General features: G+C 62.4%; 14 protein-coding genes and 1 riboswitch. Of the genes, 10 read left to right on the top strand and 4 right to left on the bottom strand.

Features of this window, described 5'->3' with window-relative positions; genetic code table 11:
• Positions 1-77: 77 nt before the first annotated feature.
• Complete coding sequence (gene uvrB, locus K1567_RS25775) at positions 78-2,093, bottom strand: excinuclease ABC subunit UvrB (RefSeq protein ID WP_034099192.1); 2,016 nt, start codon at positions 2,091-2,093, stop codon at positions 78-80.
• 343 nt (positions 2,094-2,436) lie between these two features.
• Here uvrB and K1567_RS25770 point away from each other — a divergent pair, with 343 nt between their 5' ends.
• Entirely contained in the window at positions 2,437-3,633 is a 1,197-nt protein-coding gene (locus tag K1567_RS25770) for an amino acid aminotransferase (RefSeq protein ID WP_034099193.1), read from the top strand.
• Positions 3,634-3,730: 97 nt separating this feature from the next.
• Positions 3,731-3,943, top strand: coding sequence for a hypothetical protein (locus K1567_RS25765; protein WP_094066772.1), 213 nt, complete (start codon positions 3,731-3,733; stop codon positions 3,941-3,943).
• A 48-nt stretch (positions 3,944-3,991) separates the two neighbouring features.
• Here K1567_RS25765 and K1567_RS25760 read toward each other — a convergent pair whose 3' ends face one another.
• Positions 3,992-4,864: a putrescine utilization regulator PtrR gene (locus tag K1567_RS25760; RefSeq protein WP_034099848.1), complete on the bottom strand. Its 873-nt coding sequence runs from the start codon at positions 4,862-4,864 to the stop codon at positions 3,992-3,994.
• Positions 4,865-4,967: 103 nt separating this feature from the next.
• Between K1567_RS25760 and K1567_RS25755 the strand changes: the two genes are divergently transcribed.
• The 8 genes from K1567_RS25755 to K1567_RS25720 all read left to right on the top strand — a co-directional run bounded on the left by K1567_RS25755 (position 4,968) and on the right by K1567_RS25720 (position 13,037).
• Entirely contained in the window at positions 4,968-6,359 is a 1,392-nt protein-coding gene (locus tag K1567_RS25755; protein ID WP_169869016.1) for an aldehyde dehydrogenase family protein, read from the top strand.
• 73 nt (positions 6,360-6,432) lie between these two features.
• Positions 6,433-7,875: an ATPase domain-containing protein gene (locus tag K1567_RS25750; protein ID WP_034099199.1), complete on the top strand. Its 1,443-nt coding sequence runs from the start codon at positions 6,433-6,435 to the stop codon at positions 7,873-7,875.
• Between the two features lie 23 nt (positions 7,876-7,898).
• Complete coding sequence (locus tag K1567_RS25745; RefSeq protein WP_034099201.1) at positions 7,899-8,261, top strand: response regulator; 363 nt, start codon at positions 7,899-7,901, stop codon at positions 8,259-8,261.
• Between the two features lie 96 nt (positions 8,262-8,357).
• Positions 8,358-9,287: a DNA/RNA non-specific endonuclease gene (locus tag K1567_RS25740; RefSeq protein WP_169869017.1), complete on the top strand. Its 930-nt coding sequence runs from the start codon at positions 8,358-8,360 to the stop codon at positions 9,285-9,287.
• A 36-nt stretch (positions 9,288-9,323) separates the two neighbouring features.
• Positions 9,324-9,517: riboswitch (cobalamin riboswitch) on the top strand.
• 117 nt (positions 9,518-9,634) lie between these two features.
• A complete protein-coding gene (locus K1567_RS25735; RefSeq protein ID WP_034114455.1) occupies positions 9,635-10,645 on the top strand; it encodes an ABC transporter substrate-binding protein in 1,011 nt (336 codons plus the stop codon).
• A gap of 8 nt (positions 10,646-10,653) precedes the next feature.
• Positions 10,654-11,658: an iron ABC transporter permease gene (locus K1567_RS25730; RefSeq protein ID WP_169869018.1), complete on the top strand. Its 1,005-nt coding sequence runs from the start codon at positions 10,654-10,656 to the stop codon at positions 11,656-11,658.
• Positions 11,655-12,419: an ABC transporter ATP-binding protein gene (locus K1567_RS25725; protein WP_220698984.1), complete on the top strand. Its 765-nt coding sequence runs from the start codon at positions 11,655-11,657 to the stop codon at positions 12,417-12,419. Before K1567_RS25730 ends, K1567_RS25725 begins: the two co-directional genes overlap by 4 nt.
• Before the next feature lie 114 nt (positions 12,420-12,533).
• Positions 12,534-13,037 carry a GNAT family N-acetyltransferase gene (locus K1567_RS25720; protein ID WP_220699066.1) on the top strand — a complete coding sequence of 168 codons (504 nt, stop codon included), beginning with the start codon at positions 12,534-12,536 and terminating at the stop codon, positions 13,035-13,037.
• A gap of 446 nt (positions 13,038-13,483) precedes the next feature.
• On the opposite strand, the gene K1567_RS25715 is transcribed toward K1567_RS25720, so the two are convergent.
• Both K1567_RS25715 and K1567_RS25710 read right to left on the bottom strand, forming a co-directional pair.
• A complete protein-coding gene (locus K1567_RS25715) occupies positions 13,484-14,428 on the bottom strand; it encodes an alpha/beta hydrolase (RefSeq protein ID WP_169869119.1) in 945 nt (314 codons plus the stop codon).
• Positions 14,428-14,868: a tryptophan-rich sensory protein TspO gene (locus K1567_RS25710; protein WP_034099216.1), complete on the bottom strand. Its 441-nt coding sequence runs from the start codon at positions 14,866-14,868 to the stop codon at positions 14,428-14,430. The genes K1567_RS25715 and K1567_RS25710 overlap by 1 nt, the downstream gene beginning before the upstream one ends.
• Between the last annotated feature and the right edge of the window lie 62 nt (positions 14,869-14,930).

The following is a 14,930-nucleotide window of genomic DNA, read 5'->3' as shown; positions in this document are numbered from 1 at the left end:
CCACACTTGGATCTGTGAACACATTTCAACTGTGGGAGGGGGCTTGCCCCCGATAAGGCCAGTCAATTCAGCGCAGATCAAACCGCCAGCAATCGCTCACGCAACTTGCCAATCTCGTCACGCGTCTGCGCCGCCGCTTCAAACTCCAGGTCGCGCGCCAACTGGTACATCTTCTCTTCCAACTGCCGAATCCGCTTGGTGATTTCACTCGGCGAGCGCAGTTCGTTTTCGTACTTGGCACTCTCCTCCGCGGCCTTGGCCATGCCCTTGCGCTTCTTGCTGCGCGAGCCGGGCACGGTGGCGCCTTCCATGATGTCGGCAACGTCCTTGAACACACCTTTGGGCGTGATGCCATGTTCGAGGTTGAAGGCAATTTGCTTGTCGCGACGACGCTCGGTCTCGCCGATCGCCCGCTCCATGGAACCGGTGATACGGTCCGCGTACAAAATCGCACGACCATTGAGGTTACGCGCCGCGCGGCCGATGGTCTGGATCAGCGAACGCTCGGAGCGCAGGAAGCCTTCTTTATCTGCATCCAGGATCGCCACCAGCGACACTTCCGGCATGTCCAGGCCTTCGCGCAGCAGGTTGATGCCCACCAGCACATCGAAGGTGCCCAGGCGCAGGTCGCGGATGATCTCCACGCGTTCCACGGTATCGATGTCCGAGTGCAGGTAGCGCACACGCACGCCGTGGTCGGCCAGGTAGTCGGTCAAGTCTTCGGACATGCGCTTGGTCAGGGTGGTAACCAGCACCCGCTCTTCCAGGGCCACGCGCTTGTTGATTTCCGACAGCAGGTCGTCGACCTGGGTCAGCGCCGGGCGGATTTCGATTTCCGGGTCCACCAGGCCGGTGGGACGCACCAACTGCTCGATCACCCGCCCGGCATGCTCGGCTTCGTAGTTGCCAGGCGTTGCCGAGACAAAAATCGTCTGCGGGCTGATGGCCTCCCACTCATCGAAGCGCATCGGCCGGTTATCCAGCGCCGATGGCAACCGGAACCCGTATTCCACCAGGGTTTCCTTGCGCGAACGGTCGCCCTTATACATCGCGCCCACCTGCGGCACGCTGACGTGGGATTCATCGATCACCAGCAGCGCATCCGGCGGCAGGTAGTCATAGAGGGTCGGCGGCGGCGCGCCGGACTCGCGGCCTGAGAGGTAGCGCGAGTAGTTTTCGATGCCGTTGCAGTAACCCAGCTCCAGGATCATCTCCAGGTCGAAGCGGGTGCGCTGTTCCAGGCGCTGGGCTTCCACCAGCTTATTGTTGGCGCGCAGGTATTCCAAGCGTTCGGCCAATTCGACTTTGATGCCCTCAATCGCGCCCATCAGGGTTTCGCGGGGCGTCACATAGTGGCTTTTCGGATAGAAGGTGAAGCGCGGCAGTTTGCGGATTACCTCGCCGGTCAACGGATCGAACGCCGACAGGCTCTCGACTTCATCGTCGAACAGCTCGATGCGGATCGCCTCCAGGTCCGATTCGGCCGGGTAAATATCAATCACATCGCCGCGCACGCGGAAGGTGGCCCGGGCGAAGTCCATGTCGTTGCGGGTGTATTGCAGGCTCGCCAAACGACGCAGCAGCTCGCGCTGGTCGAGTTTGTCGCCGCGATCGACGTGCAGCACCATCTTCAGATAGGTTTCCGGGCTGCCCAAGCCGTAGATGCACGACACCGTGGTAACGATGATTGCGTCCTTGCGCTCCAGCAGCGCCTTGGTCGCGGACAGGCGCATCTGCTCGATATGGTCGTTGATCGAGGCGTCCTTCTCGATGAAGGTATCGGAGGACGGCACGTAGGCTTCGGGCTGGTAGTAGTCGTAGTAGGAAACGAAGTACTCCACCGCGTTGTTCGGAAAAAACGCCTTGAACTCGCCATACAACTGCGCGGCCAGGGTTTTATTCGGCGCCAGCACCAGGGTCGGGCGGTTCACCTGGGCGATGACGTTGGCGATGCTGAAGGTCTTGCCTGAACCGGTCACCCCGAGCAGCGTCTGGTGGGCCAGGCCGGCTTCAATGCCTTCGACCATCTGGCGAATGGCCTCGGGCTGATCGCCGGCGGGTTCGAAGCGGGTGACTAGTTGGAAATCCGACATAACGTACCTCTTGAAGTCACCCCAGACTGTAAAGCGGTCGGGGAAGAAATAGACCACCACCCGCGAAAATACAGAGCGGGCCGTAGGAAATAATCATGATAGCCATACAAGTGGAGGCGAATGTGACGGCTTTCAAGGCAATCGTCTGACCCTGGGTTTTCGATCAAGGTTGCAATATGACTAACGGTCGGTAAATAAACCGAAAAACTTGGCCGAAAAGCCGTTTCGGTGGTCGCCCTCGGCGATGATGGCCTCTATACTAGCTCCCCGTTTGTGCACCGCTCTAGTGCATTCGGCTGGAGCGCGACACGTCCCTCCTACCCCCCATAGAGCTGCCGCAAAAATGAGCCTGTTCTCCGCTGTCGAAATGGCACCACGCGATCCAATCCTGGGCCTCAACGAAGCATTCAACGCCGACACCCGAACCACCAAGGTCAACCTTGGCGTAGGCGTTTACTGCAACGAGGAGGGGAAGATTCCACTCTTGCGTGCCGTTGCCGAAGCGGAAGCCATTCGCGTGGCGCAACATGCCGCTCGCGGGTACTTGCCGATCGATGGTATCGCCGCCTACGACAAGGCCGTGCAGACCCTGCTGTTCGGTCAAGCGTCGCCATTGCTCAGCGCTGAGCGGGTGGTCACCGTGCAAGCCGTTGGCGGCACCGGCGCGCTGAAGATCGGCGCAGACTTCCTCAAGCAGCTGCTGCCTAACGCCGTAGTAGCCATCAGCGACCCGAGCTGGGAAAACCACCGCGCGCTGTTCGAAACCGCCGGTTTCCCGGTGCAGAACTATCGCTACTACGATGCCGCCACCCACGACGTAAATCGTGCCGGCCTGTTCGAAGACCTCAACGCCCTGCCGCCGCAGTCCATCGTGGTACTGCACGCCTGCTGTCACAACCCGACCGGCGTCGACCTGAGCCCGGCCGACTGGCAAAAAGTCCTGGACGTGGTCAAGGCCAAAAACCTGGTGCCGTTCCTCGACATGGCCTATCAAGGCTTTGGCGATGGCATCGACGAAGACGCCGCCGCCGTGCGCCTGTTCGCCGAGTCGGGCCTGACCTTCTTTGTGTCCAGCTCTTTCTCCAAGTCGTTCTCGCTGTATGGCGAGCGCGTAGGCGCGCTGTCGATCGTCAGCGAGTCGAAGGAAGAAAGCGCGCGCATCCTGTCCCAGGTCAAGCGTGTGATCCGCACCAACTACTCCAACCCACCGACCCACGGCGCGGCCATCGTCGCGGCGGTACTCAACAACCCGGAGCTGCGTGCTCAGTGGGAAGCCGAACTGGCCGAAATGCGCCTGCGCATCCGTGGCATGCGTGAGCAGATGGTCGCCGAACTGGCCAAGGCTGCACCGGGCCACGACTTCAGCTTCGTCGGCCGCCAGCGCGGGATGTTCTCCTACTCCGGCCTGACCGTTGAGCAAGTTACCCGCCTGCGCACCGAGTTCGGTATTTATGCGTTGGATACCGGGCGGATCTGCGTGGCAGCGTTGAACCAGGCCAACATCGATGCGGTCACAAAGGCAATCGTTCAGGTCCTGTAAACCTGCTGGTTGCATAAGGAGGGGAAGCCGATGGCTTCCCCTTTTTCGTATCCAGCCCCTAGACTGAACCCCACCGCCCCTTTGCTGTGAGAGCCCTATGCGAAACGATGACTTGGACCTGCGCGCCGACCCCGACGACATGGACCCCTTCCCCCCGCGTACCACCCACCACCCCAAGCGTGAAAAAAGCCTGGTGCTGCAAGTGGCGCTCGGTGTGTTCCTCGGTGGTTTGGCACTGTGGCTGGTGCAACTGGGGGCAACGGCGATCATGGCGAAATTGGCCATGGGCACCTTCCAGTTCGGCGGCTGATTAAGACCAACATGTGGGAGAGGGCAAATCCACTCCCCTATCGATAACTCAGGCGGCAACCAGGCCGCCCTCCTCCAGCAGCTTCACAAAGCTGTTCAAACTCTGCGACACCGTGCCACGCCGCCAGATCAGCCAGGTATTCAATAAGCGGAAGGTATCGGCCAGCGGCCACACACTCACCGCCGCCGACCCCGGCATGCTTTCCAGCATGCTGCGCGGCATCAACGCCAGCCCGGCACCGGCACTGACGCACGCCAACATACCGTGGTACGACTCGATTTCGAAGATTTTGCCCGGCACCGCGCCATCCTGGGAAAACCAGCGCTCAAAGTGATGCCGGTAAGAGCAATTGGAGCGGAACGTATAGATGTTCTCGCCATTCACGTCTTGCCCTCGGGTGATCGGCGCGTGGTGCAGCGGCGCGATCACCACCATCTCTTCCTCGAACACCGCCACACCTTCCAGGGTCGAGTGCAACACCGGCCCGTCGACAAACGCGGCCGTCAGGCGCCCCGACAGCACACCTTCGATCATAGTGCCCGATGGCCCGGTGCTCAGGTCCAACTCGACCTTGGCGTGCTTCTGGTTATAGGCCGCCAGCAAGGCTGGGATGCGCACCGCCGCCGTACTTTCCAGCGAGCCCAGGGCGAACGCGCCCTGGGGCTCCTCCCCCGCCACCGTGGCGCGGGCCTCTTGCACCAGATCGAGAATGCGCCGCGCATAGCCGAGGAAATTCCACCCAGCTGGCGACAAGCGCAAACGGCTCTTCTCGCGAATAAACAACTCGACGCCCAAGTCCTGCTCCAACTGCTTGATGCGCGTGGTCAGGTTCGACGGCACCCGATGGATCAGCTGTGCCGCGGCACTGATACTGCCCTGCTCGGCCACGGCCTTGAAGATTTCCAACTGCACCAGATCCAAGTCATTCTCCATTCGTGAATGTATCGCTCAATATTATTCAGTTCTCAGAAAAGAGCCAGCCCCGTACGCTGAACCCATTCCTCCCATTCAGCAGGACGGCGCCATGAACGCAATCACTTCCCAGACCCACGCCCTCTCGATCAACCCGGCCAGCGGCGAAACCGTCGGCAGCTACCCTTACGAAACCGCACCGCAACTGGACGCGGCGCTTGATCGCGCTACCCGGGCGTTCCGCACTTGGCGTCGCCAGCCGGTCTGCCAGCGTGCCGAGCTGCTGCTGGCCCTGGCCACTGCTCTGCGCGAGCAGGCCGAAGCCATGGCGCAGATGATCACCCTGGAAATGGGCAAACCCATTGCCCAGGCCCGTGCCGAAATCGAAAAATGCGCCCAACTCAGCGAGTGGTACGCCGCCCACGGCCCGGCCATGCTCGCCCCGGAACCGACCTTGGTGGACAACGGCACGGCCCACATCGAATATCGCCCGCTGGGGCCGATCCTCGCCGTGATGCCGTGGAACTTCCCGGTCTGGCAGGTGCTGCGCGGTGCCGTGCCGACTTTGCTCGCTGGCAATACCTACGTGCTCAAGCACGCGCCGAATGTGATGGGCTGCGCGTACCTGATCAAAGCAGCGTTCCAGCAAGCCGGTTTCCCTGATGGCCTGTTCGAAGTGCTCAACGTGACCCAGGAAGGCGTGTCCAACGCCATCGCTGACCCACGCATCGCCGCCGTCACCCTCACCGGCAGTGTGCGGGCCGGCATCGCCATCGGCTCACAGGCCGGCGCCGCGCTGAAAAAATGTGTGCTGGAACTGGGCGGCTCCGACCCATTTATCGTGCTCAACGACGCCGACCTCGACGCCGCCGTGCAGGCCGCCGTCATCGGCCGCTTCCAGAACAGCGGCCAGGTCTGCGCCGCCGCCAAGCGCCTGATCATTGAGGAAGGGGTGGCACAAGCCTTCACCGCAAAGTTCGTCGAAGCCACTCGCACCCTGGTCATGGGTGCCCCGACCGCCGACAGCACTTACGTCGGCCCGATGGCGCGCTTCGACCTGCGCGACGAACTGCATGGGCAAGTCCAGGCGACCCTGAATGAAGGCGCGACCCTGCTGCTGGGCGGCGACAAGGTCGAGGGGGCCGGCAACTATTATCAGCCGACGGTACTGGCGGGCGTCACCGATCAGATGACCTCCTTCAAACAAGAACTTTTTGGCCCGGTAGCCTCGATCATCACTGCCCGCGATGCCGACCACGCCGTGGCCCTGGCCAATGACAGCGAGTTCGGCCTCACCGCCAGCATTTTCACCGAAGATCCGGCCAAGGCGCGCCAGATCGCCGACCAACTGGAGACTGGCGGTATCTTCGTCAATGCGTTCAGCGTTTCCGATCCGCGCGTCGCTTTTGGCGGTGTGAAAAAGAGCGGGTTCGGCCGCGAGTTGTCGCACTTTGGCGTACGAGAGTTCTGTAATGCACAGACGGTGTGGCTGGATCGTAAGTAGCCCCATTGAACAAATGGCGTTAGCATCCTGTCCACTCGGCTTAACAGCATGTTTTTAGGGTCAGGATCGCACTGTGGAAAAGCTAAATCGCCTTCAAAGCGGAATCGAAGGGCTGGATGCTCTGCTCAAGGGAGGGCTGGTGTCTGGGGCGTCCTATATCATTCAGGGGCGCCCCGGCTCCGGTAAAACCATCCTCGCCAACCAGCTGGGGTTTCATCATGCGCGCAACGGCGGCCGTGTCTTGGTCGCTACGTTGCTGGCGGAATCCCACGACCGCCTTTTCCAGTTTCTGTCCACCCTGAGCTTTTTCGATGCCTCCCGCGTCGGCGCCGAAATCCAATTCGTCAGCGCCTTCGACACCCTGGAAAACGAAGGTCTCGACGAGGTGGTGAAGTTGCTCCGGCGCGAAATCAGTCGGCAAAAGGCTACCGTCATGGTGGTGGACGGCCTGCTCAATGCGCGCTCCAAAGCTGACTCACCCATCGACACGAAAAAATTCATCTCCGAACTGCAAGGCCATGCCGCCTTCGCCGGTTGCACCGTGCTGTTTCTAACCAGCTCGCGCCTGGACGACGGCAGCCCCGAACACACCATGGTCGACGGCGTGATCGAAATGGGCGAAGAACTGTTCGGCACCCGCTCGGTCCGCCGTATCCAATTGCGCAAGACCCGCGGCAGCGGCGCGCTCACCGGCCTGCACGAATGCGAAATCACCAACGACGGCCTGGTGGTGTACCCGCGCCTGGAAAGCCTCTATGGCCGCCCTTCCGCACCGGACAGCGCCGACCTGACGCGCATCCCCAGCGGCATCACTTCATTGGACGCGATTCTCGGCGGCGGCCTGCACAGCTCCAGCGTGACCCTGGTGATGGGCCCGTCGGGCATCGGCAAGACCACTTTGGGCCTCAAGTTTTTGTCCGAGTCCACGGTGGACGCGCCGGGTCTGCACTTCGGCTTTTACGAAAGCCCGCAGCGCCTGCAACTCAAGGGCCTGTCCCTCGGCATCGACTTGCAACAGATGCAGGACAGCGGCGCCCTGAGCATCGCCTGGCAGCCCACCACCGAAGGCTTGCTCGACGGTCTGGGCGCGCGTCTGCTGGGCCTGGTGGAAGAAAAAGGCATCAAGCGTCTGTTTATCGACAGCCTCAGCGGCATGACCCGCGTGTCCACCAACCCGGCGCGCATCACCGATTTCTACAGCGCGCTGATGAACGAACTGCGCGCCCGTGGCGTCACGGTATTCGCGACCTGGGAAATGCACGATCTGTTCGGTTCCGAGGTCAGTTCACCGGCATCCGAGCTGTCGAGCATTGCCGACAACTTGATGTTGATGCGTTTCTTCGAGATTCAGTCTGAACTTAGAAGGACGCTTTCCATTCTTAAGGTCAGAGACAGCTTCTATGACCCCTCGCTCCTGGAAGTGGTCATCCGCGACCAAGCCGTTGATCTAAGAAAGGTTTCAAGAAATGCCCCCTCAGTGGTGTCCAATTCAGCGCTGCCTGGTTCAGCTTTTTAAGTCTTTGTGTGGGTTGGACTGACATGACCACCATCCTGGTCGTCGATGACGAATATCTGATCGCCGACATCCTTGGCTTCGCGCTGGAGGATGAGGGGTTCATGGTCGTCACAGCGAGCAACGGACGCAAGGCACTGGACGTGCTGGAGCGCGAACGCCCGTCGCTGATCATCACCGACTTCATGATGCCGGTAATGGACGGTCAACAACTCGCCGAAGCGGTGCGCGCCCTGCCGAGCGTCAATCACCTGCCGATCATCCTGATGAGCGGCGCGCAGGCGCACATCGGTATGGAGCGCTCGGACCTGTTTGACGCCGTGCTGGCCAAGCCCTTCAAGATCGATCTGATCGTCGCCGAAGTGAGAAGGCTGCTGGCGGCGACGTGACAAGCGCTGCCCTGACAATCGCGATAGCGACCAGGCTGAAATTGTCATGAGCCTATGCTGCACTGGTGTGTATTCAAGGACCGAGAGGAACACCCCATGCCAGCCCGCAATCCCCCTATCGATTTGTCCCATCGCCCGCGCCTGGCCGATCTGCGCCCACTGATCGCGCCAAGCGCGAGTCTGCTGGAAGCCCGGGCAGCAACCCCACGGGTGACCGCCGCCAAGGATCTGCAGGACCGCCAAGGTTACGCCACGGATTTTCTCAGCCGCTTCGTCGTGCCTTGGCCCGCTACAGACGAGGCGTTGCAGGATGATGTGGAACCACTGCGCCTGGACTACACGCACTTTTCGATAACGATGTCGCGCTCGCGGCGACTGGCGCTCTACGTGGGCGTCAATATCGACGGCGCCAAGCACGTAGACATTACCCGCAGCAACGACACCTGGGCCTACGACGGTCGCCTGCCGATCAGCGCGCAGGTGGGCGAAGCGCTCTACACCAACAATGGCCTGGACCGCGGCCACCTGGTACGGCGCCAAGACCCCAACTGGGGCGAGCAGGCCGCCACCGCCAATGTCGATACCTTCCATTTCACCAACTGTTCGCCGCAAATGAGCGGGTTCAACCAGAAGACCTGGCTGGAGCTGGAAGACTCCATCCTGGACAACACCCAACGCTGGCAAGCCCGCGCCACCGTGTTCAGCGGCCCGGTGTTTGCCGATGACGACCGCGTGTACCGTGGCGTGAAAATCCCCAAGGCATTCTGGAAAGTGGTGGCTTACCTGGGCGATGACGGCAAACCCTCGGCCAGTGCCTACATGATCGATCAAAGCCGCGAGCTGGGGCAGCTCGACCTGATCTTCGGCCCACTCAGGACCTACCGGCGCAGCGTGCTGCAAATTGAACAGTTGACCGGCATTCGCTTCGCCAACCTGGCTGACTACGACGGCTTCAGCAACGAAGAGCGCGCTACCGGCACGCGGATTGAGGCACTCATCCGGGGCCCGCAAGACATTCGTCTGTGACCGGGCGTTCTTCGGGCTATATCGCCTCGCTCTGATCGACTACCATACCGCGCCGGTTCCCGAAGGGGACTAATAGGGAATTCGAAGCGCGGTACGCCGCGCCAATCGGAACTGCCCCCGCAACTGTAGGTGCCGAGCCTGCTCCCCACTGCCACTGGACGCGTCCGGGAAGGCTGGAGCGAGGCGACGACGCATCAGTCAGGAGACCTGCCGGCCCAGCAACATCACTAACCGGCGGGGTGTCCGGGAAGGACTTCCTTGCCCGGCCCTTGGCGGCGGTGTTCAAGGGCGTGTTTCCATGACCGTAGCTCCCCAGTCGCACGTACGGTCCACACGGAGAACGCCCCATGCTGCCACGCGCTACCGCCCTGCTCGCCAGTTTCGGCCTGGCCACCCTGGCTCACGCCGCGCCCACTCACTACCCGCTGACGGTGCAGAACTGCGGCAGCACGCTGACCTTTGCCCAGGCCCCCGCGCGCAGTGTGACCATCGGCCAGACCGCCACCGAGATGCTTTACACCCTCGGTGTAGGCGACAAAGTGGTCGGCACCTCGCTGTGGTTCAACCCGGTGTTGCCGCAGTTCAAGGCGCAGAACGACACCATCGAGCGCCTGGCCAATAACGAACCGAGCTTCGAAGCCGTGATCGCCAAGCGCCCACAACTGGTGGCCGCCGAGCTGGAATGGGTGGTCGGCCCCCAAGGCGTGGTGGGCACACGCGAGCAGTTTCATGAGCTGAACATCCCCACTTACCTGCTGCCCTCCGATTGCGAAGGCAAGGACAACCTGGTGGGCGCCGACGGCACGCGGCTGGAGCCGTTTCGCATCGACACCATTTACAAAAGCATCAGCCAACTGGCAGCCATTTTCGACGTCCAGGATCGCGGCCAACAACTGAATGACAGCCTCAAGGCGCGCCTGGCCAAGGCCGTCGCCACGGCGCAGGGCAAGGGTCTCAAGCAGGCCAGTGCGCTGGTGTGGTTCTCCAGCTCCGAGATGGCCAGCGACCCGTACGTGGCCGGCCATAAAGGCGTGCCTGAATTCATGCTGGAGACCCTCGGCCTGCGCAACGTGGTGCAGTCCGACGAAGAGTGGCCGGCCGTCGGCTGGGAAACCATCGCCAAAGCCAACCCGACCTTTCTGGTAATCGCCCGCATGGACCGCCGCCGCTACCCCGCCGACGACCACGAAAAGAAACTCGCTTTCCTGCGCAGCGACCCGGTCACGCGCAACATGGACGCGGTCAAACATAACCGCATCATCATCCTCGACGCCCTGGCCTTGCAGGCCAGCGTGCGCACCTTCGATGGCCTGGAACAACTGGCCAGCGCCATCGACGGCTACGACCTGCCGCAATGACCGCCAGTCTGCTACGCACCCTCCTCGCCCTGGCGCTGCTGCTCGCTGCCGTACTCGCCGGGGTGGCCATCGGCGAAACCGCCATCGAACCCCAGGTGGTGTTGCAGGTGCTCGCCAACAAACTGTGGCACGCCGGTTATGTGCTCGACCCCATCGACGAGGGCGTGGTGTGGAACTACCGCCTGACTCGCGCCCTGGTCGCCGCCGCCTGCGGTGCCGGGCTGGCCACTTGTGGGGTGATCCTGCAATCGTTGCTGCGCAATCCGCTGGCCGATCCGTATTTGCTGGGCATCAGCGCCGGCGCCTCGACCGGCGCGGTGCTGGTGGCGCTGATGGGCGTGGGTGGCGGGCTGGTGTCGCTGTCGGCCGGCGCATTCGTCGGCGCGATGGCGGCGTTTGCCCTGGTGATCCTGCTCGCGCGGGCCAGCGGTTCGTCCAGCGGCACCGGCCAGATCATCCTGGCGGGCATTGCCGGTTCGCAGTTGTTCAACGCCCTCACCGCCTACCTGATCACCAAGTCGGCCAGCTCCGAACAGGCGCGCGGCATTCTGTTCTGGCTGCTGGGCAACCTCAGCGGCGTGCGCTGGCCATCGGTGTGGCTGGCGGTGCCGGTGGCGCTGTTGGGGTTGGCGGTATGCCTGTGGCACCGTCGCGCGCTGGATGCGTTTACCTTCGGCAGCGACTCGGCGGCATCCCTGGGCATCCCGGTGCGGCGAGTGCAGATCGTGCTGGTGGGCTGCGCGGCGCTGGTCACGGCGGTGATGGTGTCGATTGTGGGCTCCATCGGTTTTGTCGGCCTGGTGATCCCCCACGCCGTGCGCCTGTTGCTGGGCACCGGGCACTCGCGCCTGCTGCCGGCCAGTGCGTTGGGCGGCGCGCTGTTTCTGATCGCCGCCGATGTGCTGTCGCGCACCTTGATCAAGGGCCAGGTGATTCCAGTCGGCGTGGTCACGGCGCTGGTGGGCGCGCCGGTGTTTGCGCTGATCCTGATCGGCCGGAGAAACGCGCGATGACGGTGTTGAGCTGCACCAACCTGGGCTTCAAAGTGCGCGACGCCGAGCTGCTGCGCGGGATCGATCTGCAGGTGGCCCAGGGAGAAACCCTGGGCATCGTAGGCCCGAACGGCTCGGGCAAATCCACCCTGCTCAAGCTGCTCGCCGGCCTGCGCCCGCCGGCCAGCGGCGAAGTGCGCTTGGGCGAGCAGCGCTTGCACGACCTGTCGCGCCGCGCCATCGCCCAGCAACTGGCGGTGGTGGAACAACAGGCCGACACCGACGACGCCATCCGCGTGTTCGACGCCGTGGCCCTGGGGCGCACACCCTGGCTGTCGGCGCTGAGCCCATGGTGCGCCGAGGACGACGCCATCGTGCGCCAGGCCCTCGTCGACGTGGACGCCACCCACCTGCGCCAGCGCGCCTGGCGCAGCCTTTCCGGCGGTGAACGCCAACGCGTACACATCGCCCGCGCCCTGGCGCAACGGCCCCGGATCCTGCTGCTGGACGAACCGACCAATCACCTGGACATCCAGCACCAACTAGCGATCCTTAAAGGCGTGCAAGCGCTACCGGTGACCACCCTGATCGCCCTGCATGACCTCAACCAGGCCCTGACCTGCGACCGCCTCGCCGTGCTGGATCGCGGGCGGTTGGTGGCGCTGGGCAAACCGTTGGAGGTGCTCACCCCGCAACGCCTGCAAGACACCTTTGGCGTGCAGGCGCACTACCTGACCGACCCGTTCGATGGGGCGCAAATACTGCGGTTGCGGCCCAACTGATCAGACAGCCAGGGCGTGGGGCGGATTCAGCCTGCGTAGACGAGTAATTTTCCAGTTCTCTATTTCAGCTCAACCAGTCAAGGACACCCTGTGAAACTTGATAAAAGCACCACGATGCTGCCGGCACTCACTCTTACACCAACAGCGATAACCACCGCCGACATCCCCGACGTACTGACCTTCATCCTGCAGGCCCGCGCCGAGTTGTTTCCGTCCCTCAGCGCCGCCGGTCTACCCGCCGATCTAGCGAGTTTCGAAGCAACGTACCTTCAGGGTGGAGGTCAATTCATGATCGTGCGTAAAGCCGGTGCGATCGTTGCCGCCATCGGCTACCTCCCCTACGACGGACGTTTTCCCCAGTTGAACTACCGAGGCCTGAACACCGTGGAAGTGGTGCGCCTGTACGTGCTGCCGGCGTTCCGTGGCTTTGGCCTGGCAAGCAGGCTGTATCGGGCGCTGGAGGTACAGGCCCGAGCCGATGAAGTGCAGATGATGTACCTGCACACTCACCCGTTTCTGCCGGGGGCGATTGATTTCTGGAGACGCCAGGGCTTTGAAGTGGTGGATATCGAGTCAGACCCGGTTTGGCGGACCACTCATATGCAACGGCGGTTGTAAGTGCACTCAGGTGAGCGGGCTTGCCCTAATGCCAGCCAGTTAAGACGAGATGGGCAAGACTAAAAAATCAGAGCCAGTATGCGAATCTAAACGGCCTACTCAGTATTAACTGGAAGAACCGGCTCAAAATGTGGGAGGGGCGGTGCGACGATTCGACTTGCCCCCGATTGCGGTGGGTCAGTGACAGATGGGCTGACTCACCAGCGCTATCGGGGGCAAGCCCCCTCCCACCTTTGATAGTCATCGCCTGGCTGGATCATACGGCGTACTACCGCGCAGTTTGCGGCATGCGAACCCGTCCTCAGCCTAGCGCAGAAAAACACTCACTGAGTCCTTAACTGACCGGCATTCGGACAAGCCCGCTCACCACAAAAAACCGCTCATCACATCACGTCGACTCACCACGAAAAGAGTCGTCAGACCCACTGTCGATGTGATGCGCTGTGTTAGCGCGAAGACTGTTCACCAGTGATGCAACCGCTGATCCACCGTCGGCTATACGCCAATACCGCATCCGCCATGGCCACCGGAAAGTGGATAAACCCGTGGGCCGATTCCGGCAGCAAGTGCGCCTCTGCCAGGGGCCAGCGCTCGGCGAGCAACCGCGTATCGTCCAGCAGCGGGTCCAGCTCGCCGACGAACATCAAGGCCGGCGGCATTCCCTCCACCTCACCAAACAGCGGCGATAACGGTGGCTGCCGACGCTGCTCGTCACTCAGCCCTGGCGTCAGCAAGCGCAGCGCGTCGACCATGCCCGGCCCGTCCAGCAGCAACGTATCGGGGCCTGCCGCCCGCACGCTGGGGCTGCCGGTGAGGTCGTAGACGCCGTAATACAGCACCGCGCCGCTGATCCGTTGGAGCAGCGCCGGCCATTGTTTCAGCGCGAGCAATGTCGCGGTCGCCAGGTGCCCACCGGCCGATTCGCCGACGACGATCACCGGCAACCCGGCAAACTCCGGTTCACCGAGCAGCCAGCGCGCGGCGGCCAGGCAGTCCTGCATCAGGCCTTGGACCGGCGTGTCGACCGCCAACCGATAGTCCACCGACACCACTATCACGTCGCAGGCGCGCACCATGCCCAAGTTGAGGTCGTCGTCCATTTGCGCGTTGCCGATCACCCAGCCGCCGCCGTGGATATCCAGCACCACGCCCTTGGGTGTGCCGCTGGGACGCAGGATGCGCACCGGCACTTGAATGCCGTCCTGGCGAATCAAGCGGGTTTCAGCGGCTGGGCCTTTCTTGATTTTCTGGCTGATGCGCAACAACGTCTGCAATACGCGCGGCGTCACGCGATTGCGGATCTTGAAGCGCGGCATCCACCCCAGTTTCTGGTTGAAGCGGCGCATCTGGGCCAGTTCGGCCGCACTGGCGGGCCATGGCTGCAGGGCCATCAGCGGTTATTACGCAAGATCGAAAAATTCAACGCCGCCGCCACACACAGCCACGCCAGGTACGGGAACAGCATCAAACCGGTGAGCAGGTCCAGGCGCACGGCCAGCACCACCATCGCGGCGACGGTAAGCCACAGCAGCACGATAATCACCATGCCCGCCAACAGCCGGTGGGCGCCGAAAAACACCGGGGTCCACAAGGTATTCAAGGCAATCTGCGCCGCCCACAGCGCCAATACCATCTGGCTGCCGGGGATCAGGCTCAAGCGGTAACCAGCCCAGGCCAGCAGCAGATAGATGATCGTCCACGCCACCGGGAACAACCAATTGGGCGGTGTAAAGCTCGGTTTGACCAGGGAGTCGTACCACGCGCCAGGCTTGAAAATGATGCCGGTACTGGCGGCGGCGGCGCAGGCGAGCAGGAAGATAAAAAAGGTCATCGTCGGTCCTTGGCTGAAGTCAGCGGGGCGAGTGGAAAGAAAACCAAGCGGTCTGCTTGTTT

The sequence above is a fragment of the Pseudomonas sp. S5F11 genome (genome assembly GCF_019641515.1).
Lineage (GTDB): Bacteria > Pseudomonadota > Gammaproteobacteria > Pseudomonadales > Pseudomonadaceae > Aquipseudomonas > Aquipseudomonas rhodesiae.
This window is presented reverse-complemented; position numbering and strand designations above follow the sequence as displayed.

What these genes read in the sequence shown, in the direction of transcription:
- K1567_RS25740 (WP_169869017.1), top strand. Translation starts at nt 8,358, where the DNA reads ATGCCAGCCCGCAATCCCCCTATCGATTTGTCCCATCGCCCGCGCCTG.
- uvrB (WP_034099192.1), bottom strand. Translation starts at nt 2,093, where the DNA reads ATGTCGGATTTCCAACTAGTCACCCGCTTCGAACCCGCCGGCGATCAG.
- K1567_RS25770 (WP_034099193.1), top strand. Translation starts at nt 2,437, where the DNA reads ATGAGCCTGTTCTCCGCTGTCGAAATGGCACCACGCGATCCAATCCTG.
- K1567_RS25710 (WP_034099216.1), bottom strand. Translation starts at nt 14,868, where the DNA reads ATGACCTTTTTTATCTTCCTGCTCGCCTGCGCCGCCGCCGCCAGTACC.
- K1567_RS25745 (WP_034099201.1), top strand. Translation starts at nt 7,899, where the DNA reads ATGACCACCATCCTGGTCGTCGATGACGAATATCTGATCGCCGACATC.
- K1567_RS25715 (WP_169869119.1), bottom strand. Translation starts at nt 14,428, where the DNA reads ATGGCCCTGCAGCCATGGCCCGCCAGTGCGGCCGAACTGGCCCAGATG.
- K1567_RS25720 (WP_220699066.1), top strand. Translation starts at nt 12,534, where the DNA reads ATGCTGCCGGCACTCACTCTTACACCAACAGCGATAACCACCGCCGAC.
- K1567_RS25725 (WP_220698984.1), top strand. Translation starts at nt 11,655, where the DNA reads ATGACGGTGTTGAGCTGCACCAACCTGGGCTTCAAAGTGCGCGACGCC.
- K1567_RS25735 (WP_034114455.1), top strand. Translation starts at nt 9,635, where the DNA reads ATGCTGCCACGCGCTACCGCCCTGCTCGCCAGTTTCGGCCTGGCCACC.
- K1567_RS25765 (WP_094066772.1), top strand. Translation starts at nt 3,731, where the DNA reads ATGCGAAACGATGACTTGGACCTGCGCGCCGACCCCGACGACATGGAC.
- K1567_RS25755 (WP_169869016.1), top strand. Translation starts at nt 4,968, where the DNA reads ATGAACGCAATCACTTCCCAGACCCACGCCCTCTCGATCAACCCGGCC.